Source organism: Solibacillus sp. FSL W7-1464, from assembly GCF_038004425.1.
In the GTDB taxonomy this organism is placed as follows: Bacteria; Bacillota; Bacilli; order Bacillales_A; family Planococcaceae; genus Solibacillus.
Window position 1 is genome coordinate 256,189 of sequence record NZ_JBBORC010000001.1, and the last position, 24,745, is coordinate 280,933.

The window sequence follows — 24,745 nt, forward strand, 5'->3', positions numbered from 1 at the left end:
CTGGTTAAACTTGAAAAAAACAGAGATGTTTCAACAGTTATTAGCAGGTAAAGACACATTTATATTGCCGGGCGCCTTTGATGCAATGACCGCCCGCATTATTGAAGAAACGGGATTTAAGGCCATATATGCAACAGGAGCCGGTATTTCAAATGCACAGCTTGGCTGGGCGGATGTCGGGCTGACGACTTTAACGGAAATCGCCCAGGTCGTTTCCTGGATGAGTGAAGTGACAACGACTCCGATTGTTGTCGATGCCGATACAGGTTTTGGCAATGCGATCAACATGCAGCGAACGGTAAAGGTGCTGGAAAAGGCGGGTGCGGCTGCATTGCAGATTGAAGACCAGGTCATGCCGAAAAAATGCGGTCATTTCAACGGTAAAGAAGTGATATCACAGGATGAAATGGTCGGAAAAATTAAAGCTGCCCTTGATGCACGTACCGATGATCAGTTAGCGATCATTGCACGTACGGATGCATTAGGTGTCCTCGGTTTCGATGAGGCGATTGAAAGAGCGAATGCTTATAAAGAGGCAGGTGCGCACGCAATTTTTGTGGAAGCGCCAACTACATATGAGCAATTGTCGCGTATTACAAAAGAGGTAACGGGTATCCCGCATATTATCAATCTTGTAGAAGGTGGTAAAACGCCGTTAGTATCACGTCAGGAAGCGCAAAATTTAGGCTTCCAGATTATGCTGTGTGCGAATTCGGCTTTACGCGGTGCGATTAAAGGTGCTACGGACGCAATGCAGATTTTAATGCGTGACGAAAGCCAGGAAAACATTCATGATGTCATTTGCACATGGGAACAGCGCCAGGAATTGTTTAAGTTAAAAGAAATCCAACAACTGGAAAAACAATATTCTTAATATTCGGAAAGATGGTGTGGATATGAGCGGAGTGGACTACGATTTAGTCATTGTAGGTTGCGGTGCAGCAGGAACAGCGTCTGCATTAGCTGCAGCTGAACGAGCGAAGGAACAAAATGAAAATTTGACGATTGCCATTTTAGAGCGTGCACCTTTTGAACAGCGCGGTGGAAATACACGCTGGACGGCTGCTTATATGCGTATGGAAAATATCGATAAGCCGGCAGACGGACTTGTTGAGGATATGGTGTCGTTTTCGGATTCATTTATGGATCGCGCCTATGCCGAAACATTGCGTGATGAAGCTGGAGAAACATTGCGCTGGGTAGAGTCGAAAGGGGTTGATTTCGACTATTTGCCGACGATGTTTTTGACAGCATCAAAACCCCGTCTGCTACCGATAGGCGGAGGACGCGCGATTATTGATGCCCTCACTTTACGCGCACGTGCTTTAGGTGTGGAAATCATTTACGAAACAACAGCATGGGATTTAACACTAGATGATGAAGGATCGGTCAATGGCATTAAAGTGCGTATGGCTGACGGCACATCACTCGTACTAAAAACAAATGCGGTCATTCTAGGTGCGGGCGGTTTCCAAGGAAATAAGGAAATGATGGCACAGTATATCGGCCGGGATGCCCATAAAATTCCCCCGGTATCTGAAGGTGGCCTGTTCAATAAAGGCGAGGCGATCCGGATGGCACTAAATATCGGTGCTGCCGGAAAAGGGCAGTTCGATGCTTTCCATGCCGAAACAGTGGACCCTCGCAGTAAACGGGAAGAAGCGGGTGTTATGTTGTTCCCGTATGCCGTCCTCGTGAATAAGCAGGGAAAACGCTTTACAGATGAAGGGGTTACGACAATTGATGAGCAGTATGAGGAAGTGGCACGCAAAATCTTTTACGAATGTGAAGACCATATTGCCTACATGATTACCGATCAGAAAATGTACAACATCCCGAATTATGAAGAGGCGCTGCAAACCGATATCCCGGCAATCGTCGGAGAAACAATTGATGATATCGCAAAACAGATTGGTGTGAATGCCGAAAACTTAAAGCACACAATCGATGAATTCAATGCAGCATGTCCGACAGGTGAATTCATTTATAACCGGGTTGATGGCCTTGCAACAACAGGCTTGGCGCTAAATAAGTCGAACTGGTCCATTCCGATCAATGAAGGTCCGTTTATAGCGTATCCGGTTATTTGCTGCAATGTATTTACAAATGGCGGATTAGCGACAGATTTAAATGGCCGTGTCCTAACGGGTGATGAAGTAGCGATTCCCGGTCTTTATGCGGTAGGTGAAACTTCAGGTGTATATTACGGCAAATATCCGGGTGGTACATCGGTGCTGCGCTGCTTAGTATTCGGTCGCCGTGCAGGTCATGATGCAGTTCGCTATATTGCGGAAAAAGAAAAATCATATCAATAGGAGGCTCTTATGGAATTACTAGGTAAAGTTGCGCTTGTAACAGGCGGAGGCCGGGGTATCGGCAAAGAAACAGCCCTATTGTTAGCTTCAAAAGGAGCAAAAGTTGCGGTTTGTGCACGTAATGAGCAAGAGTGTACAGAAGTGCAGCAGCTGATTGAAACGACATATAATGTTCCTTCCATTGGCATTAAATGTGATGTTTCGAATTATGCACAAGTCCAGGAGGCTGTGGCGGTTGTTACGACAGAGCTTGGACCAATCGATATATTGATCAATAATGCAGGGGCGATGGCGTTGAAGCCATTTACGGAAACAACGCCGGATGAGTGGATAAAAATGCACGACATTAATGTACATGGTCCGTATTATTTCTGCTATGAAACGGTTCCATCGATGATTGAAAGGCGTACAGGTGCGATCATCAACATTTCCTCAATATGGGGGACGAAGGGCGGTCCAAATCGCAGTGCCTACATCTCTTCCAAACATGCCGTAATCGGTTTTTCCAAGGCATTGGGAGAAGAGATGAAACCATATGGAATAAGAGTTAATGCCGTTTGCCCTGGTCCGGTGGATACAAGAATGACCGATGAACTTGGAGTAGATCTAAATAAAAGCGGATGGTTAGAAGCCATTGATATTGCCAATGTCATTGTTGACTTAGTATTACCGAAAAGCCGTGCAATTACTGCCACTTCAGTAGAAGCATTCGGTTACGGTGCACCAGTAGGTTTAGCCAAATAATAATTAAAAGGGGATATTAAAATGACAGAATTAACGTATTCATTCCAACAAAACACAGTGACTTTAGATTTAGCAAAGAAGATGTTAGAAAAGGCAGAGGAAAAAGGAAAAGAGCTAGGCATGAAGTTCGCGATTTCAATCGTAGATAAAGCGGGGAATTTAAAGGCATTCTCAGCTATGGACGGCGCACCGGTATTAGCATTGGAAATCTCACAAAATAAAGCATTCTCAGCAGCAGCTTATAATCGTGCCACACATGAATGGTACGACCGTTTAAAAGATGATCCGCCACTAATGGAGGGGCTTGTCCATACGAATCGCCTTGTTATTTTCGGAGGGGGTTACCCAATTCAATTAAACGGTGAATGCATCGGGGGAATCGGTGTAAGCGGCGGTCACTATACACATGATATGCAAGTTTGTGAAGCCGCTCTTGAACTATTGGCCGAAACAGTTAAGGAGGCGTAATACGGATGAGCCGTGACCACCTTATAATTGTTGGTGCGGGTATGGCGGGACTTTGCGCAGCAGTGGAGGCTTCGGCTGCGGGCGCAAAGGTCATTGTCCTGGAAAAACAAGCTGAAATTGGCGGCAGTTCTTTATTAAGCGGCTGTTTTATGGCATTTGCCGAGACAGATTTCCAGAAGAAGCTCGGTATTGAAGATACGACAGAAAGCTTAATGGAAGATTTTTTAGCTGTAGGCCATTATAAAAACAAACGTACACTCATTGAGGCATACGGTAAACATCAGCTTGCTACATACAACTGGCTTGTCGAACAGGGAGTCCAGTTTTTGACATGCCAAGCTGTAAGTGGACATTCCAACCCGCGCGGACATACGATCATTCCTGGCCAGGCGATCGGCCAATTACGTGCAAATGCTGAAACAACCGGCGCAGTAATTAAAACGAATGCACCTGTTGTACGATTACTAAAGGACAACGAGCAAGTTGTTGGTGTGGTGTACGAGGAGAACGGTGAACAGATCGAACTTACAACGGATTACGGTGTCCTGTTAACAGCGGGCGGCTTTTCCCAAAGTGAAGAGCTGCTGGCACAGTTTGCTCCGCAGCTGGCCAATACTGTTCGTCTCGGTGGTGCCGGTAATAAAGGCGACGGGATTAAACTTGCTGCTTCGGCAGGAGCCTGGCTGGAAGACTTTACGTATTTGAAAGGCACATACGGCTTTCATCCAACATCAACAAATGATAAAAAGCGTCAGGCCCATACATTCTATAAAGGCGGAATCATTGTGAACGAGCTAGGTAAGCGCTTCGTGAATGAATCAATTTCCTATAAGCTTCTTGGCGATGCAGCATTACAGCAACCGAATTGCCGGAGCTATCAGGTATGGGATCAGACGGTCATGGACAAAAGTGTCGCTAACGATGCACTTTATGATTTTGAGTTACTTTACAGAGAAGGTTTAATTGAAAGTTTTGACACAATCGAACAGCTGGCAGAAAAAGCAGGACTGCCGGTAGAAGCATTAAAGCAAACGATTTCCACATATAATTCGGATGTGAAGAAAGGGCAGGATACAGCATTTGGCCGTACTTCGCTCACACATAAATTCGGGACTCCTACGGCAATCGAAACAGCACCGTTTTATATTATGGAAACAGCGACAGCGATGCTTGCTACGTATGCAGGTGTTCAAGTCGATGAAAATGGGCATGTAATAGACCCGTTCGGTGAGCCGATCAAAGGTTTATTTGCTGCGGGTGAAATGGTTGGAGGTTTCCACGGAGCGGGCTATATGACGGGAAGCTCGTTAGGAAAAGCCGCAATTTTTGGTCGTATAGCTGCAAGAACGGCAATACAAGCAAACAAGCAGGAGGTACTTAAATGAAGATTTGGCACCAAAGCTTAACATCAATTGAAGATATTCCGGAATACCGCGATGCAGTCATTCAGCATATTTTAAAAATTGCGCGTCCAGATGTGGATGTCGTCCTTCACGGTATGACGAATGATACGTACCCTGAAAATTATCCCGGTCACTATATTACGTACAACTATTTGCAAAGCTTGCATAAGGAGCAGTTCATCCGCAATGCATTAATCGCGGAAAAAGCGGGCTATGATGCGGTGTTTATCGGAACGATTCCCGACGTTGGCTTAATCGAGGCCCGTGCACTTGTTGATATTCCGGTTATCGGTTACGGACAAGCTTCATTGCATATGGCGTCAATGCTTGGATCGAAAATCGGAATCGTTAATTTCCTGGCGCCGTTAGCTGATCAGCTGCGTTTCAATGCACAGCAATACGGGCTGGCACAAAAGCTTGGACCGATCGTACAGGCAGATATCGGATTTTACGATATTATGGATGGCTATAAAAATCCTCAGCCCATCATCGATAAATTTATTGCAGCTGCAAAAATAGCAATAGCGCAAGGTGCGGATGTCATTATACCGGGTGAAGGGCCAATGAATATATTCCTGGCTACCCACCATATCCACCATGTCGGCAATGTCCCGATCATCGATTCATTTGGCACAGGAATTAAAATGTGCGAATCACTTGTCGATCTGCAGAAGGTAAGTGGAATGACGATGACACGTGTCGGCTACTACAACGAAAAACCACCAACGGAAATCGTTGAAAAGTTAAGAGATTATTATAATTTGAAACAAACAGCAGCCGATATGGATTTCGGGCTATCCGTTCGCGCAACGGCTTCTGTATAAAATATAAATACCTGGGCCATTTCAATTTGCGGCCAGGTATTTTTTGTTGTCCTAAACAGAATTACCGGCTGTCTTCCTCACCTGCAATCGGTAGCGGTATGGGGTTAACTGGTAGTATTCCCGAAAAACTTTAGTAAAATAATTGCCGTCCGTAAATCCGACCATTTCCGCAATTGTCCCGATGCCCAAACTCGTTTCTATTAGTAACTTTTCAGCTTGCTGTACACGATACTGCTGCAAATATTTCCGGAAAGGAATGCCGCGTTTTTTTGAAAATACATTGCTCAAATAATTGGTACTAATATTTAATTCATTGGCCGCATGCTGTAATGTCAGCTCGGCATTGATATAGTCGCGCTCGATTATTTCGACAGCCATCTCCGTATAATCGGCAATCTGCTGTTGCTGCAAATTTTTTCTCGCATCGATCAGCCGCTGTGTAAATAAAATGAACTCCTGTACAATCGCATATAAAATCGGATGCTCTAAAATAAAATGGAACAGTGCGCGGTATTGCTGTTCGATTTTCGCCTGCTGCAGCAGATGGTACTTCATCATAAAACGGCGGATTTGCGCTAAAATACTCGTCAAATGAATGCGCACATCATCCTGGTGGTAATAGGTATTACCTTTTGTCAGCGTATATAAAAACGCCTTAATTGCTTTCAAATCGCCGTTTTCAAGACTTGTAATCCAAAGCTGCTGTTCCTCTGGAGTTAAAAGCGGATCAAGCCTCGTCACATGAAGTGTTTGCGAGCTCTTAAAAATATGGGAATACCCTTTATAAAAGCGCTGCGTCAATGTTTTTTTGCATGCTTGATACATTGTCATCAATGTTGTTTCCTTACCATCATAGACAGCAATGTTCAGCGATTCCCCACTGAATTTCTCCCATTCCCGGCTCATGATTCGGAGCTGTCGGAATAGATTGGTAAAACCATCGATTTCAACAATGCAAATTATCCGGTTTTGCAGCGGCAGGGCAATGAGAGTATGAAAAATAGGCAATTCAATGAGCCAATCATACAGCATTAAATTATGCTCATAATCTGCACACTCTATTAAAAACAAGGACTTCCCATCTAAAGAGAAATTTTCAGGTTTATTCAAATACAAATCCGAATATAATTGGGTCTCGACTGGAACGGTACTGCTTAAAGCTGCTGCCGGCTTAGTCATAGGGATTTTCAGCAATGCCGACTTTAATTGCTCCAATGGTACAGGTTTCACAAAAAGGTCGATTGCCTTTACACGTATTGCTTTCATTGCCTGCTGAAAAATAGGCTCCGCTGTAATACCGATAACGGGAATCGCCTGCTTTTGTAAAAACTGCTCTATAGAAGGAGAAACAAGTTCCATTTCAATAAGAAGTACTTCAGGTCGTGTTTCTTCAAATGTTTCAATTATTCTACTGCCATCTATTTCACCAATTACTTCAACATCCCGCATAAAATAATTTTTTAAAAACCATTCAATTCCTGCAATTTCTTCAAAGTCCCGTTCAACAATTAAAATTTTCATTCGAACACCACCTTTAATAATTGCTATTTCATATATAACTTCTAAAAATTATTAAAATTAATTTTATTTTATTTAAATATTACTATAATCGGTGTTTTTATTCTATTTATTCAGAACTGAAAGAAAATTAGACTATAGCTAACGAAGGGTGACAGATGAAGTCCGTCACGCCAATAGTATTTATTCTTACTTCAAATAAAAGGAGAGATTTTATGGTATATAAAACAAACATCCGTGCACCACGTGGTTCCGAGCTTTCATGTAAAGGGTGGACACAGGAAGCGGCAATGCGCATGCTGATGAACAATCTGGATCCGGAAGTAGCGGAAAATCCGGATGAGCTGGTTGTATACGGCGGTATCGGAAAAGCGGCACGTGATTGGGAAAGCTACGAAAAACTTATTGCCACATTAAAAGAACTGGAAAATGACGAAACGATGATTGTGCAGTCCGGAAAACCGGTTGCAGTGTTTAGAACACATGAAAATGCACCGCGCGTACTGATCGCCAACTCGAATCTGGTGCCTGGCTGGGCGAACTGGGACCATTTCTATGAACTGGAAGAGCGCAATTTAATGATGTACGGGCAAATGACGGCAGGCTCATGGATCTACATCGGGGCACAAGGGATTTTGCAGGGTACGTATTTAAGTTTTGTGGAAGCCGGGAAAAAGAAGTTTGGAACAGCCGACCTTCGTGGTAAGTGGATATTGACTGGTGGTATGGGCGGTATGAGTGGTGCCCAGCCATTAGCCGGAAAAATGGCGGGAGCGGTCATTTTAGTTGTTGAAGTGGACCGTGCACGAATCGAACGTAAAATAAATGAAGGCTACTGTGATTACCTTGTCGAAACAGTAGATGAGGCGATAGCACTTGTAAATAAGTTAACTGCCGCAAAAGAACCGGCGTCAATCGGTTTAGTCGGAAACTGTGCGGACATTAACCGCGAGCTGTTAAACCGCGGCATGATCCCGGACTTCGTGACAGACCAGACATCTGCCCACGACCCGATCAACGGCTATATTCCAAACGGGATGACGCTGGTGGAAGCACTTCAACTGCGCAAAACCGATGTGAAAACATATGAGCGCCGTGCGAAGGAAACGATGGCAGAGCATGTACGGACAATGCTTGAATTCCAGCAGGCTGGTGCGGAAACATTCGACTACGGAAACAATATCCGTGCGTATGCAAAGGAAATGGGTGTGGAAAATGCTTTTGACTTCCCTGGGTTTGTGCCTGCGTATATCCGCCCGTTATTCTGTGAAGGAAAAGGTCCGTTCCGCTGGGCAGCACTGTCGGGCGACCCGGAGGATATTTACAAAACGGATGCTCTGGCGAAGGAAATGTTTGCTGAAGATACAGCATTAGTAAACTGGATTAACATGGCGCAGAAAATGGTGAAATGGCAAGGCTTACCTGCCCGGATTTGCTGGCTGGGGTATGGCGACCGCCACCGCTTTGCCTTAAGAGTGAACGAGATGGTCGCGAACGGTGAATTGAAAGCGCCGATTGTATTCGGCCGTGATCATTTGGACTCCGGATCAGTCGCTTCGCCAAACCGCGAGACTGAAGGAATGCGGGACGGATCGGATGCTGTATCAGACTGGCCATTATTGAATGCGCTCGTCAATACGGCGGGTGGTGCAAGCTGGGTGAGCATCCATCATGGCGGCGGTGTAGGAATGGGTTATTCCCAGCATGCCGGGCAAGTACTTGTAGCTGACGGCACAAAGCTGGCAGCAGAAAAGATCAATCGCGTGCTTATTTCAGATCCGGGTATGGGGGTTGTACGCCATGCAGATGCAGGCTACGACATTGCAGTTCAAACAGCAAAAGAAAAAGGTATCAATATGCCGATGCTAAAAGGATGATGAACTTTGGCTATTTTAATAAACAATGCAAATGAAGTATTAACAATGGAATGTGATGTGAAATTACCGCGCCGCCGTGAGCAGATGAGCGAGCTCGGCCTGAAAAAAGAGGTAAGTGTATTAATCGAAGGAGACCGCATTGCAATGATTGCGCCTCTTGATGAAATAAAACAGGAATATCCGCATCTAGTAAGCGATGCCGAGGTTATTGATGCAAGAGGAAAAATTGTCATGCCGGGCCTTGTTGACTGCCATACACATTTAGTGCATGGGGGGACACGTGAGCATGAGCTGAATATGCGCCTTGCCGGAAAGTCCTATATGGATATTATGAATGCAGGCGGCGGGATTCACTATACGACGACAAAAACACGTGAAGCGAGTTTTGATGATTTATATAACAAAACTGTTCAGCACTTAAACGAGTTTTTGCGTCACGGCGTTACGACAGTGGAAGCAAAATCAGGCTATGGCCTTGATCTAGAAAACGAAATGAAACAGCTTCAAGTTGTGAAGAAGCTGCAGGAAGAGCATGTGGTCGATATTGTCTCGACCTTTATGGGCGCACATGCTGTTCCGAAAGAATTTAAAGGCAATGAAGATGAATTCGTAAAAATTATTATCGAGCAGATGATTCCGAAAGTGGCGGAGCTGGGGCTTGCAGAGTTTAATGATGTCTTTTGCGAAAAAGGGGTATTCACACCTGCGCAGACCCGCAGGATTTTGGAAGCGGGGAAAGAATACGGGCTGACACCGAAAATTCATGCAGATGAAATCGAGCCGTATGAAGGTGCCGAACTTGCTGCAGAAGTCGGGGCCATCTCCGCAGAGCATTTGCTCGTTGCGTCAGATGAAGGGATTGCTGCTATGGCGAAGTCCGGTACGATTGCTGTACTCTTGCCGGGTACTGCCTTCTTCTTACGCGCACCGTATGCAAGAGGCCGCCTGATGGTCGATAGTGGCATACCTGTAGCGATTTCAACAGACTTTAATCCGGGATCGTCCCCAACGATCAGCTTGCCGTTCATTCAAAATTTGGCATGCATGAACATGGGAATGACAATGGAAGAAGTGCTTTGTGCAACGACAATCAATGCAGCCCATGCGATAAAACGCGCCGATCAGGTCGGCACGCTCGAAAAAGGAAAACAGGCCGATCTACTGATTTTGGATGTCCCGAATTATAAGCAGCTTCAGTATTTTTACGGGATGAATCATACCGACACTGTCATTAAAGCAGGAAACGTCGTTGTGAAAGGTGGCAGCTTACTGTGAGCGCTTTTCTAGTAAGCCCGGCAACCTCCTGGAATCGTACGGAATGTGAAGACATGAAGGTAAAGGACTGGATTGTCCCAAGTTATGGCGAGCTTTCGGATTCCTTTGATGTTGTCATAACAGGGGTCCCGCTGTCCCGCTCGTCGATCAGTGCTTCGGCGGCTTCGGAATATCCGGATTTTTTCCGTAAAAGCTGGGATCTGTTTACGACGTATTCGATTGATGAAGATGTTGATATTCGTGCACTGCGGGTCGCTGATGTCGGTGATGTGAAAATGCACGGTACGAATATTTTAGAGTGTCATGACAATATCGAACAGGCGATGACGGATGTTTTGAATGATTGTCCGGAAAGCTTTTATGTGCAAATCGGTGGGGATCATTCGATTACTGCGCCGATTGTAAGAGCATTTGCCGGTTCTTCCGGTAAACGAATCGGAATTTTACAGTTCGATACCCATCTGGATTTACGTTCAACAGAATCAGACGGACCGACAAACGGCACGCCGATCCGCCAGCTGCTGGATGCTGGGGTAATACGAGGCGAAGATGTGTACAACATCGGGCTGCACGGTTTTTACAATGCCCCGAGCCTTATACGTACTGCGGATCATTATGGGGTAAACCGTATTACATTAAAAGATTTCCGTCGTTGTGGTGCTGAGTCTGTAATCGCGAATGTCATGGAGGAGCTTTCCAGTAAAGTGGATCTTGTTTACTTGACAGTAGATATGGACGTACTTGATATTGCCTACGCACCGGGAGTACCTGCTTCTACACCAGGTGGCATGCGGACAGACGAGCTGTTCGATTTGCTGTATGAAGTGGGGAAATACGAAATTGTAAAAGGGATGGATTTTGTCTGCGTCGACCCGCACCGTGATACACGCGAATTGCAGACGGTTAAAGCCGGAGTGTACGCGTTTTTAACAATGATGGTTTCGAGATTTGTTCATTTGAAATAATGAGGGTAATGGGCTGTTTGAAAAGTGTAACCGCTTTTCGAACGGTCCGTTTTTTATGCTTTTCTAATAAGTTCAGAGATTTTCTAATATCCGTATTCAAGCTTCTAATAAACCGGCTATTTTCTAATAAAGCACAGGGAACTTCTAATATCGATCCCCGATTTTCGAATATAGAGTCGAAAGTTTCAAATATTGCCCACGAGTTTTCTAATATACTCATAAATCTTCTAATAAAAAGCCAACTGCCGTACAGGAAAATTTATGAAACTTCTCCTCGTCCCCACTCGTAAATAGTAACAATTACTTTCACAAAGGGGGGTCTTGCATGAAACGTAAAATCCTGTTCGCATTCATCGGAGCACTGCTCTTACATATTCTATATTTCACCGCACAGCTGTTAATCGGATTAGTTCAAACATTCTTTTACAAACCGCAATTCGCACCGAATACGGTTGAACTACAATCTGAAATAACATTCGGTTTTGTTAACCAAGGAACCCCGATATTACTGCTTGGAAGTTATATTGGTGTAGCACTTCTTATATTCGCTGTGCTCAGTTTAAAAAAGAAAGGCGTGAACAGCATTGATCGAAATTAACGGAAAATATACAAATGCGAAAATTTATACGAACACACCGCAGGAAGCGGCAATTCAGCAAATTGATGAACTCGTCAATCAGTCGTTTATGGAAGGAACAAAAGTGCGGATTATGCCCGATTACCATGCCGGAAAAGGCTGTGTCATCGGTACAACGATTCAGTTGAATGACCGCGTCGTACCGAATCTCGTCGGTGTTGATGTAGGGTGTGGGGTGCTTGTTTCGGAAATCGGTAAAGGCGAAATTGATTTTAATAAACTCGATGCAACAATCCGACGTTTTGTACCGAGCGGTAATGAAATCCATGGAACGGCGCTAAAAGTAAAAGATGCAGAACGTTTTGCCAACGAAAACTTCATCGCACGTGGCCTGCAAAATGAGTATACAGGACGCTCGCTTGGTACATTGGGCGGCGGCAATCATTTTATTGAGCTTGCAAAGGATGAGACGGGCGTTCATTATTTATTGATCCATACGGGCTCACGCTATGTCGGAGCAAAGATGGCGAACTGGCATCAGAAGCGTGCATTTGAGTCATTGCAGCGTGAAGATTTATCCGAAAGAATTGCGGCATTGAAAGAAGCAGGAAACAGCAGAGACATTCAAAAAATGATTCAAGCATATAAGAATGAAAATCCGGTTGTGCCAAAGGATTTGGCTTATTTGGAAGGCGAACTGTTCGAGGATTATATTGCCGACATGAAACTGGCACAGCGTTTTGCACATGAAAACCGTATGCTTATTGCCAAGACAATCGCGGTGCATATGAAGTGGGAATTCGCGGAGCAGTTTGATTCCGTACACAATTATATTGATACGGATGCCATGATTTTGCGTAAAGGGGCAGTGCGTGCGGCAAAGGATGAAAAGCTCGTCATTCCGATGAATATGCGGGACGGTTCGCTTATTTGTATCGGAAAAGGGAATGCCGACTGGAATGAATCCGCCCCACATGGAGCAGGACGAATTTACTCGCGGACAGCGGCGATGAAAAACTTGTCGATGGATGATTTCAAACAGACGATGCAAGGAATTTGGACAACTTCGGTAAGTGAGGAAACGCTCGACGAAGCACCGATGGCCTATAAGCCGATGCAGGAAATTGTCGAGCAAATCGAAGAAACGGTGACAATCCAGAAGCACGTGACACCGGTTTATAATTTCAAAGCGAGCGATAAATGGAAGAGATAGGTATAATAAAGCTTACTCTATTAAAAGGACAATGTAGCCACTTGGTGCGATAATTATTCGGCGCCAAGTGGCTTCTATTGTTTTCGCTGAGTACTGTAATCGAGCATATTGACCATGTACTACAGCTGCTTTTCTCAATTGTTAGAATTAATGAAATATTCTTATGCTATAATCATCTAAAGTAATAACTGCCAAAATAGAGGTAATAGTATATGGAAAGAAGCTCATTAAATTTTCGTTTTTTTAAGTATAATACCATTCTAGCAATAATGATTTTAGTCATAAGTTTATTTTTAACCTACTTTATTATTGGAGAAATTGTAGAAAAGGAAATGGGTGAGCGGGCACTGGGTATAGCGAAAGTCGCCTCGGAACACCCAGTCATTATAGAAGGACTGAAGCAATCCCAAACATCATCGGAAATTCAAGAAATTGCGCTACAGTTTCAGCAAAATGCCAATGCTGAATATGTGGTTATTGGAGATGAAAATGAAATCAGGTATGCACACCCCGTAAAAGAACGAATAGGGGAAAAAATGGTTGGTGATGATAATGCCAAAGCACTAATCGATGGAGAAGTTTACGTTTCTATTGCGGAAGGGACATTAGGTAAAGCATTACGCGGTAAGGCGCCTGTAAAAGATGAAAGCGGGAAAATCATCGGTGTCGTTTCGGTTGGTTTTTTATTTACCGATATCTTTTCAGCAAATATTATTTATTCCAAGTATTTAGTAATAGTATTTTTTATTACCATTATATTATCTATTATCCTGGCCACTTATTTCTCCAATAAGACAAAAGCACAGCTATTGGATTATGAACCTCAGGAAATTGTAAAAATATTGTCGGAGCGAAATGCTATATTAGAATCGATTCGAGAAGGAATTATTATGGTTGATCGAAACGGTAATATTACATTGATTAATCAATCTGCCAAGGCGATTTTAAGAAGTGGAGAATCTGAGATAGGAAAAAATATTAGTGAAGTTATTCCGAATACACATTTAATTAAAGTGATGGATTCTGGCCACGAACAATTAGACCGGATGATGACCATTAATGGTGTGAAAACTTTAGTAAATCGTGTTCCGATTATTAATAAGGGGAAAGTAACCGGTGCGGTGTCCAGTTTTAGACCTTTTGAAGAAATTGACTTAGTTGCAAATGAACTATCACAGGTAAAACAATATATCGAATCCCTTCGAGCGCAAACACATGAGTACAATAACTTTTTATACACAATTTCAGGGTTGATTCAACTGAAGGAGTATGATGAAGCACTATACTTAATTCACTCTGAGCGAATTGGGAACCATGCGCTAATATCCTTTTTAAATGAAAAAATACAAGATACGTTTATTTGTGGTTTAATCATAGGATTCTATAATAGAGCAAAAGAGTTAAAAGTTACGTTATTACTAGATGAAGATAGTTTTTGTGGGAAACTAGGTCAACATCTTGAAAAGCATTTACTCATTTCAGTCCTAGGAAATTTAGTTACAAATGCCTTTGAAGCGGTAGAGCATTTAGATGAAGAAGAACGTATTGTACGGATTTATATTTATGAAGATGAAAAAGAGGTTATTTGTGAAATTGAAGATTCAGGGAATGGTATTGATGAACAGGTAATCCACAGTATATTTGAAAAAAAGCAATCCACAAAAGGCGAAGAACATCGTGGCTATGGTTTGTATATTGTCGATGAAAACTTGAGAAAATTAAATGGTTCGATCGCAATTGAACGAGGAGAATTAGGTGGGGCACTGTTCATTTTTTCAATTCCAAAAGAGGGGTGAGAAATATGGGGAATACAATTGAAGTATTAATCGTTGAAGACGATATCCGTATTGCTCAAATACATGAAAAGTTTATTGGGCAAATTGAAGGTTTTAAGACAATAGGTATGTCTCATACAGTTGAAGAGGCAAAAATTTGGCTAGATACAATAAAACCAGACTTGATTTTGCTTGATATATACTTTGCCGATAACCTGGGGACAGAACTAATAGATTATATTAGGCAAAAAGATATGGATACCGATATTATTTTAATTACGGCAGCAGCGGAGGTAGAAATTGTAAAGAAAGCATATGCGAGCGGTGTGATTGATTTTTTATTAAAACCTTTAACACTACAGCGTTTCACTGAATGCCTTCTCAACTATAAAGAGAAAAAAACAATTTTAAACTCCACCGACCGGTTGCAGGCCGAAGATATTAAAAAACTGTGGAATAACCTTACATATGCAGGTGAATTTGATAAGGGAAGCAATCCAAAAGGCATTGATTCCGTGACGAAAGGAAAAGTGGTAACCTATATTCAAAATTGTGATGAAGGAATTACTGCTGAAAAGCTTGGCAATGAAATAGGGATAAGTAGAACAACAGCGAGGCGTTATTTGGAGCATCTAATGGATGAAAAGGTAATTTTTGTTGAGCATATTTATGGTTATGTAGGCAGACCAGAGCGCCGATACTTTATAAAAAAATAAATGAACATGAGGCTGGGACATAAGTAGAATTACCGGTGAATAAGAAGAAGCTCTTTATTAAGAAACTAATATTTCGGAAAATTGATTGGAATGCAGGGCGACTCCTACGGGAACAGCACGACGCCTGAGACTACAGGCTCAGGCCGTGCCCGTGGAAAGCGTCCCGGAATGGAAATCAATTTTAACGCTTAGCAAAAAAACACTATTTTCCTCTTAGAGGAAAATAGTGTTTTTGGGTTATGTCCCGGCCTCTTTTTTTTTATGCCGTGAACAATATGAACAATATAGACAGTATGAAAATAAAAGACAATAGTTTCGTTATATATAAAAAAGACACATTATCACTTTTAATTAAGATAACGCTTACATAACGCGTAAAACAGAAGGGGGACTATTTTATGACATTGAAAAAAAAGCTACTAACTTTATTTTCAGCAGCGGCGTTAACACTTGCATTAGCAGCTTGTAATGATAGTGAGGGGACATCATCAGGCGACAAAGAATATCCAACGAGTAACTTAACAATCGTGGCACCATCCGGGGCTGGCGGAGGATGGGATTTAACATCTCGTTCAATTGCAAAAGTTATGAATGAAACAAAATTAATCGAAAAACCAATAACAGTAGAAAATAAACCAGGTGGTGGCGGTGCCGTATTCATGGCAACATACGCAACAAAAGAAGCAAAAAACGACTATATGTTAATGGTAAAGTCACCACCGATTTTAATTAACAACTTAAAGGCAGAAGGTAATAGTCCTTACGGTTATAAAGATACGACACCTTTAGCGCAGCTAACGAAGGATTTTGGTGCAATTGTTGTCCGTACTGATTCTCCTTACGAATCGTTGACCGATTTATTGGATGCTGTTAAAGCTGATCCAACAGCACTTACAATGGCTGGCGGTTCAGCTCCAGGTTCAATGGATCATTTAGTTACAATTTTACCTGCATACGAGTACGGCATTGATCCTAAAGCAGTAAAATATGTTTCTTATGATGGCGGCGGGGAAGCGATGGCGGCATTATTAGGAAATAACGCCGATGCGATCGGAACGGATATTTCAACAGTAACACCTTATGTGAAGAGTGGAGATGTTCGAGTATTGGCAGTTACATCACCGGAAAAATTAGCGCTTGAAGGTCTGGAAGAAATCCCGACATTATATGACTTAGGGATTGAGTCAGAGTTTACTATTTGGCGTGGTATTTTCGGACCGAAAGATATGTCTGATACAGCCAAGGATTATTGGGTTGAAAAATTAACAGAGTTAAATGATAAAGAGGAATGGAAAGCTGAATTAGAGCGTAACGGCTGGGAACAAGATTTCCGTGTAGGCGATGATTTCACGAAATTCCTTGAAGAACAAGAAGGAACGATTACAGAAATTTTAACAGCTTTAGGTATGCAAAAATAATTAAACGATGATGTGGGCATGTAATTGCCCTCATCTGCTTTATAGGAGGTGTACAACGATGAATTTAAAATTTGACCGTGTTGCTAGCGTTGTATTTTTGATGCTAGGAATACTGATTATCGTCGAATCCCAAAAAATATCTGCAAGTGCATACGGCTCTCAAATTGGGCCGAGTACATTTCCGTTTGGATTAGGAATAGCTTTAATTATATTAAGTATTTTACTATTTTTTGAAACGGTTCGTCATAAGGCAATGTACAAAAATATTGAGGATAAAGAAGGGGAGAAATCCTCTAATTATAAGCAATTTTTAATTATTTTTATCTCAGCGGTTGCTTATGCATTTTTACTTGAAAAACTAGGTTATTTAGTTACGACCTTTGCATTTTTATTAATATCATTCCAAACACTTGAGCGAGGAAAGTGGGTTAGTTCGATAATAGTGGCAGCTGCGTTTTCAGCAATTATTTACTTCGGCTTTGTTAACGTATTAGGTGGATCATTACCTAAATTCCCACTCTAAATAGAAAGGAGGAGCTGATATGTCAACGGTACAGTATTTATTAGACGGGTTTGCTATTGCTTTTCAGTGGCATAATATTTTATTCGCATTATTAGGTGTAATTATTGGAACGGCAGTAGGAGTATTACCGGGAATTGGACCAATGAGTGGTGTCGCATTATTAATTCCTGTTACGGCTACATTAACATCTGGTTTACCAATAGAAATGGCTGCAACTAGTTCAATCATCCTGCTGGCTGGAGTATACTACGGTGCAATGTATGGTGGATCTACAACATCTATTTTATTAAATACACCAGGCGAATCCTCTTCAGTTGTTACGACGCTGGACGGGTATCAAATGGCACGGCAAGGAAGGGCCGGTGCCGCCTTATCAATTGCGGCAATCGGTTCGTTTATCGCTGGTATTATTGCATTGATCGGATTGGTTCTATTAGCTCGACCATTATCTAAAGTAGCAATAAATTTTGGTCCGGCAGAATATTTTTCTCTGATGCTGTTAGGGTTGGCAGCGGTAAGTGGTTTAGCGGGGAAATCAATAACAAAGGCATTAATTATGACCGTTCTTGGCCTACTGTTAGGAACAATAGGAATAGATGCTGTTTCAGGAATTGCCCGATTTACATATGACCAGCCTGTTTTATTTAGCGGAATTGAATTTTTAACAATTGCTGTAGGTTTATTTGCTTTAGGTGAAGTCTTCAAAACGATTTTTGAGAAGGATGGCAACGATGAGCCGATTGCAAAAATCAATCGTATTTTACCTACAAAAAAGGATTTAAAAGATAGTGCAGCACCAATTGCACGTGGCTCATTCCTTGGCTTCTTTTTAGGCGTACTACCAGGCGCTGGAGCGACACTTGCTTCTTTCTTTGCTTATATTACAGAAAAGAAGATCAGCAAAAATCCAGAATCATTTGGTAAAGGAAATATTGCAGGGGTTGCTTCACCGGAATCTGCGAATAATGCGGCGTCGGGTGGAGCGATGATCCCTTTATTAACATTAGGGATTCCCGGGTCAGGAACGACAGCTATTTTAATGGGTGCGTTCATTATGTACAATATTCAGCCAGGTCCATTATTATTTGAGGAACATCCAGATGTAGCATGGGGCTTGATCGCCAGTATGTTCCTAGGAAACTTAATGCTGCTTGTATTGAACATGCCTTTAGTTCGCGTTTTCGCTAAAATTATCCAAACACCGAAACGATTTTTACTGCCTATTATTATTGCAATTTCATTTTTCGGTGTATATGCAGTTCAATATACGACGTTTGATTTATTCTTGTTATTAGGATGCGGTGTTGCAGGCTATTTCTTTGCAAAAAATGATTTCCCTGTTGCTCCATTAGTTTTAGCGCTTGTGTTAGGTCCAATGATTGAAAATAACATGCGACGTGCTTTAACAATTTCAAATGGAGAATACAGTATTTTCGTAGCAAAACCACTTTCGTTAATCTTTTTGATTGTTGCAGTTTTATGGATACTAATTCCGATTCTTATGAAATTACGTGGGAAAAATGTAATTATTAATGAAGAAGGATGAGTTAAGCTACTAAGTTGTGTTTAACAGAAAGTTGCCGTCCGAATTCGGGCGGCCATTTTTATTTGCAATAAAAAGAACATGTAGGGGGTTTAAGTAAAATGAAAAATGTGCGTCAATACAAACCAGGAGCGGCAGATGTTTTAATTTTGGAAGATGTGGAGATACCGGCAATTCAACAGGGAGAAGTATTAATACAGGGGCTATATACGAGCGTAAATTATGCTGATATTAAAACACGAATGGGTAATAAAACATAAAAGGTTTCAGTTTAGGTACGACTCATAAGGAAGATCCAGCCCGCTTAGCCCCCGTAGTTGAGCGAATCATTCCATTGTTTGAAGGAGGGCAATTAAGCGTTCCGATTGCTCGATTGTTCGATTTAGAGGAAGTACGGGAGGCCCATCGTCTAATTGAAAGTAGAAAGCATCAAGGGAAGGATTTAATTCGGCTTTTACAAAATGAGATCTATTAATTATAGAACCGAACTTTATGAACAATTTTAGTCATGTATGAAATATACATGTTTTAACCGGTTGTTGTTTCATTGAGTTTCCCTTTCAAAGAGGCCACAATAAGGCTAGAAGGGGATGAAATAGATGGCAACAACGACCACGGTATTGCATGAACGTATAGATTTCCTTACTTTATATAAAAAAGAAACAAACAAAACAGAAGAGTGGTTGGAAAAGCGGCTGGAAGAGGCTCAGCACTCGGACTTCCTCTTAACGACAGATGAGCTTACGCATGGTGCGCGGGTTGCATGGCGCAACAGCAATAAATGCATTGGTCGCCTGTTTTGGAGTAGCCTGAATGTATTTGACGAGCGCCATTTACTAAATGAAGTTGAAATTTATGAAGCGCTAATAAAGCATATTGATTTTGCGACAAACAACGGGAAAATCAGACCGGCCATCACACTGTTTGAACCGAACCGTGTACGTATTTGGAACCACCAGCTCATTCGCTATGCAGGCTATGAAACAGATAATAGGATTGTTGGAGATTCCGATTCGCTCGAGTTCACGAAAATATGCGCCAATCTAGGCTGGCAAGGTGCACGTACAGATTACGATATTTTACCGCTTGTCATTCAAGTGGATGACCGGGAGCCGATGATTTTTGACATTCCGAAAGAGCATGTGCTGGAAGTGGCGATTACCCATCCGGATTATGACTTTTCACCATTGAATATGAAATGGTATGCAGTCCCGATTATTTCAAGTATGCGTTTTAATGTTGCAGGAACGGATTTTCAGGCAGCGCCGTTTAACGGATGGTATATGGGAACGGAAATCGGGGCACGCAATTTAGCGGATACGTACCGCTATAATTTCCTGCCGAAAGTGGCGGAAGCAATGAGATTGGACACTTCGGTGAATGCGTCGCTTTGGAAGGACCGTGCACTTGTTGAACTGAATGTGGCGGTTCTTCATTCGTATAAAAAAGCGGGTGTAAGTATTGTCGATCATCATACCGCTGCCCAGCAGTTTCAGCTGTTTCAAAAGCAGGAAGATAACAGCAATCGGGATGTGACTGGAAACTGGGTATGGCTTATGCCGCCATTATCTCCAGCCACAACGGATCTGTACCATGAACCGATTGCCAACACGATTAAAAAACCAAACTACCTCTACCAGCAACAGCCATATTAAAAATAGGTGTGCAGGAAGCGAAAGCCTCTGCACACCTATTTCTTTACCTTTTATTTAATATAATTTGAATCAATTCATCGCGATCAATTAAATAAACGTCATTGATGTCGGCAAGTTTTTCGGCCTGGCGTGTAAAATGACTGTTTGTAACAACCCATGCTTCAGTTGCCTCATACATTTTCACCGCACCGATAATTTCCTGAACTGCTTTTACACCGACCGTACTGGAATAGCGTTTTGCCTGGACTGCAATAATATCTTTTCCGTCCTTCAAAATAAGGTCGGCACCGTAGTCACCGCTCGTTGCGGTATAGCTCACTTTAAATCCGCGTCGCTTAAATAACTCGCCTAAAAACCTCTCGAAATCCTCGCCGGTCATTTTATCGACTTCGCGAATGCCGGACTTTCGCAATTTCCGCGTCTTCAGCGATCTAAGCCAAATTTTAAATACGATATATAGTACGAAATAAGCGACAATACCGATACCGATGCCTTCAGCCGTTCGCGTTACATAAAATCCAGCTGCCCCAGCCGATGCGATGAAAAATAGGGGGATGACCGGCAGGCGTTTTTTATTTCGTCTTCTCTTTTTACGCAATTGCTTTGAACTCCTTTTATTTACTACCGCTATTATAACATAAAAGGGTACATATGTTTGGTTATATCGTACGATTGTTTGCGCTCATAAAGGAAGTGAAAAATAACAGCACAGAAATCAGAATAAACAGCATAATCGGGATTGACCAGCTATCCGTCAAATCATGGACATAGCCGAACAGGACCGGTCCGATTGCGGCAACGAAATAACCGATTGACTGTGCAAAACCGGAAAGTTCAGCTGCATCGTAGGCCGTTTTTGTGCGTAATGAAAACAACATGAGAACTAACCCAAACGAAGCCCCACCGGCAAAGCCTAATAAAATCATCCATACGACGGCAAGGCTTGTCCATTCCATCAACACACCAGTAAAACCGACTAAGTAACAAATCGTAAAGAAAACAACGATTGGACGTTGTGAAGCGATTTTCCCTGCGATAATCGGAATAATGAATGTCATTGGAATTTGCGAGAACTGCATAACGGAAACCATCCACCCGGCAGCTGTAGCGTCAAGTCCTTGGCTAATGAAAATCTCCGGTATCCATGCAGACGAGCAGTAAAATATAAAGGATTGGAAGCCCATTGCACCTGCGACTGCCCAGGCAAGCGGCGATTTCCACATCTGTGTTTTCTTTGTTTGCGAAGAGGGCATATGTAACTCGACTTTCTCCTGGCGCAAAATCGGCAGCCAAATCAGCAATGTAAGAAACCCTAAAATAATCGTAATGCCTGCTGCAATTTGCCAGCCTGCGCTTGCCGCAATCGGATAACTGAAGCCTGCAGCAAATCCGGAAGAGATGTTCATCGATACGGAATAAATCCCTGTTAATAAGCCGATATGTAACGGGAATTTCCATTTGAAATAACTAGGGATAAGAACATTTCCGAACGCGATTGCGACTCCGATTAATATAGTTCCTAAAACGAGTAAAGACGTTGCCCCAAGAGAACGCAGTAAAATCCCTGCACATAGCAAAATGACGGAATAAAATAATGTCCATTCCAACCCGAACTTACGGGCAATACGCGGTGCAAAGGGTGAAACGACCGCAAAGGCAATTAAAGGGATGGTCGTTAAAAAGCCTGCGAGAAAGTTCGATATCCCGAGCCCGTCGCGAATAAATGAAATAATCGGCCCGATTAATGTAATCGGTGTACGCAATGTGGTGGCAAATAAAAATACGGCAACCATAAAATAGATAAGCGGTCGGTTGGATAGTATTTTTTTGCTGTTTTGATTCAAATGTTCGGTGTCCATATTATGTCTCCTTTTGACTATTGATATATATATATCCGAGTAGTGTGAATACTCTCAAAAAACAGAATAAAGGTAAAGCCATTGCTATCAAAAAAATGTTATGTTAGACTTTTAAACATTGTTTCAATTAAATAAAATATTACCTCATGTAGTTATGAGGTAGAGGTCGCAATCATTAAAACTAGTATAGCTGAGATTAAGAAGAATCGGTGAAGCTTTATGAAAGGAATGGTTGCCGAAGTGTTATTTTTCTTCTTGGAAATAATGCTGGGGCTGTCTCCGACAAGGAACAGAACTGTCACATGTGTGAGCATGTGTTGAGCTATCTTTCAAGTTTGATGAGGTGTAAATATAACCATCACAAAAACTTGTGGTGGTTTTTCTTTTTACGGATTTAGGCGAGAGTGTCTAAAAAGTTGCGGGGATTGGCTAAAAAATACAAAAATTTGGCTAAAAAACTAGCTCAGTAGGCTAAAAAACGTATAAATTTGGCTAAAAAACCACCTCAATTGGCTAAAAAGTTAAAGCGGCTAATGGACAGCCGCCCTTATTGCAACAGTATTGGCTAAAACAAAGGAGTTTTTAAGATCATGAGTGAGATTAAAATAGATCAGCTCGGTAACAAAAGCGGGTTGAAAAAGAGTTTGAAAAGTCGCCATGTAACGATGATTTCGCTTGGCGGAACAATCGGTACAGGTTTATTCTTAGCATCAGGTGGTGCGATTGCACAGGCAGGTCCTGGCGGGGCATTACTCGCCTATGCACTGATCGGCGTTATGGTGTATTTCTTAATGACGTCATTAGGGGAAATGGCTGCCTATATGCCAACATCCGGTTCGTTTAGTACGTATGCAACAAAATTCGTGGATCCGGCTTTAGGTTTTGCGCTTGGCTGGAACTATTGGTACAACTGGGCAATTACAATTGCAGCTGAAATAGCGGCTGTTTCGTTAATTATGAAATACTGGTTCCCGGACAGTTCATCAATTTTATGGACAATCTTATTTATCATAGTCGTTTTATCTTTTAACTTAGCATCTGTAAAAGCTTTCGGTGAAGCGGAATACTGGTTTGCGATGATTAAAGTCGCGACGGTAATTGTCTTCATCATTGTCAGCTTCCTGATGATTTTCGGGATTTTAGGCGGGAACGATCCGGTCGGCTTCACGAACTTCGTGAAAGACGACGCACCATTTAATGGCGGCTTCCTGGCACTGTTCGGTATTTTCCTAGCTGCCGGATTCTCATTCCAAGGTACGGAAATGCTTGGGGTAACGGCAGGGGAAACAGATGACCCGGCCAAAAACATTCCAAAAGCTGTACGTTCAGTATTCTGGCGTATTTTACTGTTTTATATTTTCGCAATCGGTGCAATCGGATTGCTTATTCCGTATACGGATTCACGTCTTTTATCAGAAGATATTGCGACAAGTCCGTTTACTTTAGTATTTGAAAACTTAGGTGTGGCGTTTGCGGCATCTGTTATGAACGCGATCATTTTAACGGCGATGCTATCTGCAGGGAACTCAGGGTTATATGCAGCAAGTCGTATGCTTTATCAGTTGGCGGTAGACGGAAAAGCGCCGAAACTGTTTATGAAAGTAACGAAGCGCGGTATTCCGATGTATGCACTCTTAGCAACATTGGCAGTCGGTTCATTAGCATTCCTCGCATCGTTTTTCGGTGACGGAGTAGTATATATTTGGCTGTTAAATGCTTCCGGTATGTCCGGCTTCATCGCCTGGCTCGGCATTGCAATCAGTCATTACCGATTCCGTCGTGCATATGTCGCACAAGGACATTCACTGAGTGATTTACCGTATGTATCGAAATTCTTCCCATTCGGTCCACTATTTGCGTTTGCCCTATGTATGATTGTCGTGCTAGGCCAAAACTATATGGCGTTCATGGGCGGAACGATTGACTGGTACGGTGTTGTCGTTTCATATATCGGCTTACCACTGTTTGCCGCTTTATGGTTTGGCTACAAATTTAAACACAAAACAAAAATCGTTCCTTTAAAGGACTGCGATTTATCGAATGAATAATTTCTGAAACGCAATGGGAGCTTACAGGC

23 protein-coding genes and 1 riboswitch are annotated in these 24,745 nt (G+C 42.4%); of the genes, 20 read left to right on the forward strand and 3 right to left on the reverse strand.

Annotation, left to right across the window (positions count from 1 at the left end):
- Positions 1-10 precede the first annotated feature (10 nt).
- Genes MKZ25_RS01290 through MKZ25_RS01315 form a run of 6 tightly spaced genes read left to right on the forward strand, consistent with a single transcriptional unit; the run spans position 11 to position 5,754 of the window.
- Positions 11-874 carry an isocitrate lyase/PEP mutase family protein gene (locus MKZ25_RS01290; protein ID WP_340799784.1) on the forward strand — a complete coding sequence of 288 codons (864 nt, stop codon included), beginning with the start codon at positions 11-13 and terminating at the stop codon, positions 872-874.
- 22 nt (positions 875-896) lie between these two features.
- A complete protein-coding gene (locus tag MKZ25_RS01295; RefSeq protein WP_340799785.1) occupies positions 897-2,315 on the forward strand; it encodes an FAD-dependent oxidoreductase in 1,419 nt (472 codons plus the stop codon).
- Between the two features lie 9 nt (positions 2,316-2,324).
- On the forward strand, positions 2,325-3,059 hold the full coding sequence (locus MKZ25_RS01300) for an SDR family NAD(P)-dependent oxidoreductase (protein WP_340799786.1): 735 nt from the start codon (positions 2,325-2,327) through the stop codon (positions 3,057-3,059).
- A 21-nt stretch (positions 3,060-3,080) separates the two neighbouring features.
- Positions 3,081-3,527 (forward strand): GlcG/HbpS family heme-binding protein, encoded by a 447-nt coding sequence (locus MKZ25_RS01305; protein ID WP_340799787.1) that lies wholly within the window; start codon positions 3,081-3,083, stop codon positions 3,525-3,527.
- Positions 3,528-3,532: 5 nt separating this feature from the next.
- Entirely contained in the window at positions 3,533-4,912 is a 1,380-nt protein-coding gene (locus MKZ25_RS01310) for an FAD-dependent oxidoreductase (protein ID WP_340799788.1), read from the forward strand.
- Entirely contained in the window at positions 4,909-5,754 is an 846-nt protein-coding gene (locus tag MKZ25_RS01315; protein WP_340799789.1) for an aspartate/glutamate racemase family protein, read from the forward strand. The genes MKZ25_RS01310 and MKZ25_RS01315 overlap by 4 nt, the downstream gene beginning before the upstream one ends.
- Before the next feature lie 51 nt (positions 5,755-5,805).
- Here MKZ25_RS01315 and MKZ25_RS01320 read toward each other — a convergent pair whose 3' ends face one another.
- Positions 5,806-7,275 carry a helix-turn-helix domain-containing protein gene (locus MKZ25_RS01320; RefSeq protein ID WP_340799790.1) on the reverse strand — a complete coding sequence of 490 codons (1,470 nt, stop codon included), beginning with the start codon at positions 7,273-7,275 and terminating at the stop codon, positions 5,806-5,808.
- A 212-nt stretch (positions 7,276-7,487) separates the two neighbouring features.
- Between MKZ25_RS01320 and hutU the strand changes: the two genes are divergently transcribed.
- The 13 genes from hutU (at position 7,488) to MKZ25_RS01385 (ending at position 20,809) form a co-directional block, all read left to right on the forward strand.
- Positions 7,488-9,149 carry a urocanate hydratase gene (gene hutU, locus MKZ25_RS01325; RefSeq protein WP_340799791.1) on the forward strand — a complete coding sequence of 554 codons (1,662 nt, stop codon included), beginning with the start codon at positions 7,488-7,490 and terminating at the stop codon, positions 9,147-9,149.
- Between the two features lie 45 nt (positions 9,150-9,194).
- The gene (gene hutI / locus MKZ25_RS01330; RefSeq protein WP_340802949.1) at positions 9,195-10,424 is read left to right on the forward strand and encodes an imidazolonepropionase; all 1,230 of its coding nucleotides are present in this window, start codon (positions 9,195-9,197) and stop codon (positions 10,422-10,424) included.
- Positions 10,421-11,389 carry an agmatinase family protein gene (locus MKZ25_RS01335; RefSeq protein ID WP_340799792.1) on the forward strand — a complete coding sequence of 323 codons (969 nt, stop codon included), beginning with the start codon at positions 10,421-10,423 and terminating at the stop codon, positions 11,387-11,389. Before hutI ends, MKZ25_RS01335 begins: the two co-directional genes overlap by 4 nt.
- A gap of 325 nt (positions 11,390-11,714) precedes the next feature.
- Positions 11,715-11,987 carry a hypothetical protein gene (locus MKZ25_RS01340; protein WP_340799793.1) on the forward strand — a complete coding sequence of 91 codons (273 nt, stop codon included), beginning with the start codon at positions 11,715-11,717 and terminating at the stop codon, positions 11,985-11,987.
- Positions 11,974-13,179 carry an RtcB family protein gene (locus tag MKZ25_RS01345; RefSeq protein ID WP_340799794.1) on the forward strand — a complete coding sequence of 402 codons (1,206 nt, stop codon included), beginning with the start codon at positions 11,974-11,976 and terminating at the stop codon, positions 13,177-13,179. The genes MKZ25_RS01340 and MKZ25_RS01345 overlap by 14 nt, the downstream gene beginning before the upstream one ends.
- 212 nt (positions 13,180-13,391) lie before the next feature.
- Complete coding sequence (locus MKZ25_RS01350) at positions 13,392-14,975, forward strand: sensor histidine kinase (RefSeq protein WP_340799795.1); 1,584 nt, start codon at positions 13,392-13,394, stop codon at positions 14,973-14,975.
- A gap of 5 nt (positions 14,976-14,980) precedes the next feature.
- Positions 14,981-15,670 (forward strand): response regulator, encoded by a 690-nt coding sequence (locus MKZ25_RS01355; protein ID WP_340799796.1) that lies wholly within the window; start codon positions 14,981-14,983, stop codon positions 15,668-15,670.
- Positions 15,671-16,068: 398 nt separating this feature from the next.
- Positions 16,069-17,088, forward strand: coding sequence for a tripartite tricarboxylate transporter substrate binding protein (locus MKZ25_RS01360; RefSeq protein ID WP_340799797.1), 1,020 nt, complete (start codon positions 16,069-16,071; stop codon positions 17,086-17,088).
- A 58-nt stretch (positions 17,089-17,146) separates the two neighbouring features.
- Positions 17,147-17,611 (forward strand): tripartite tricarboxylate transporter TctB family protein, encoded by a 465-nt coding sequence (locus MKZ25_RS01365; RefSeq protein ID WP_340799798.1) that lies wholly within the window; start codon positions 17,147-17,149, stop codon positions 17,609-17,611.
- Between the two features lie 19 nt (positions 17,612-17,630).
- Positions 17,631-19,157, forward strand: coding sequence for a tripartite tricarboxylate transporter permease (locus MKZ25_RS01370; protein WP_340799799.1), 1,527 nt, complete (start codon positions 17,631-17,633; stop codon positions 19,155-19,157).
- A gap of 98 nt (positions 19,158-19,255) precedes the next feature.
- A complete protein-coding gene (locus tag MKZ25_RS01375; protein ID WP_340799800.1) occupies positions 19,256-19,414 on the forward strand; it encodes a hypothetical protein in 159 nt (52 codons plus the stop codon).
- Entirely contained in the window at positions 19,411-19,629 is a 219-nt protein-coding gene (locus tag MKZ25_RS19835) for a zinc-binding dehydrogenase (RefSeq protein ID WP_445326876.1), read from the forward strand. The genes MKZ25_RS01375 and MKZ25_RS19835 overlap by 4 nt, the downstream gene beginning before the upstream one ends.
- A gap of 124 nt (positions 19,630-19,753) precedes the next feature.
- Positions 19,754-20,809 (forward strand): nitric oxide synthase oxygenase, encoded by a 1,056-nt coding sequence (locus MKZ25_RS01385; protein WP_340799802.1) that lies wholly within the window; start codon positions 19,754-19,756, stop codon positions 20,807-20,809.
- Positions 20,810-20,852: 43 nt separating this feature from the next.
- Here the strand turns inward: MKZ25_RS01385 and MKZ25_RS01390 are convergent, their stop codons facing one another.
- Positions 20,853-21,407, reverse strand: coding sequence for a restriction endonuclease (locus MKZ25_RS01390; RefSeq protein WP_340799803.1), 555 nt, complete (start codon positions 21,405-21,407; stop codon positions 20,853-20,855).
- 61 nt (positions 21,408-21,468) lie between these two features.
- A complete protein-coding gene (locus MKZ25_RS01395; RefSeq protein WP_340799804.1) occupies positions 21,469-22,668 on the reverse strand; it encodes a CynX/NimT family MFS transporter in 1,200 nt (399 codons plus the stop codon).
- Between the two features lie 152 nt (positions 22,669-22,820).
- Positions 22,821-23,001, forward strand: a riboswitch (Lysine riboswitch).
- A 257-nt stretch (positions 23,002-23,258) separates the two neighbouring features.
- Here MKZ25_RS01395 and MKZ25_RS01400 point away from each other — a divergent pair.
- Complete coding sequence (locus MKZ25_RS01400) at positions 23,259-24,716, forward strand: amino acid permease (RefSeq protein WP_340799805.1); 1,458 nt, start codon at positions 23,259-23,261, stop codon at positions 24,714-24,716.
- Positions 24,717-24,745: the final 29 nt, after the last annotated feature.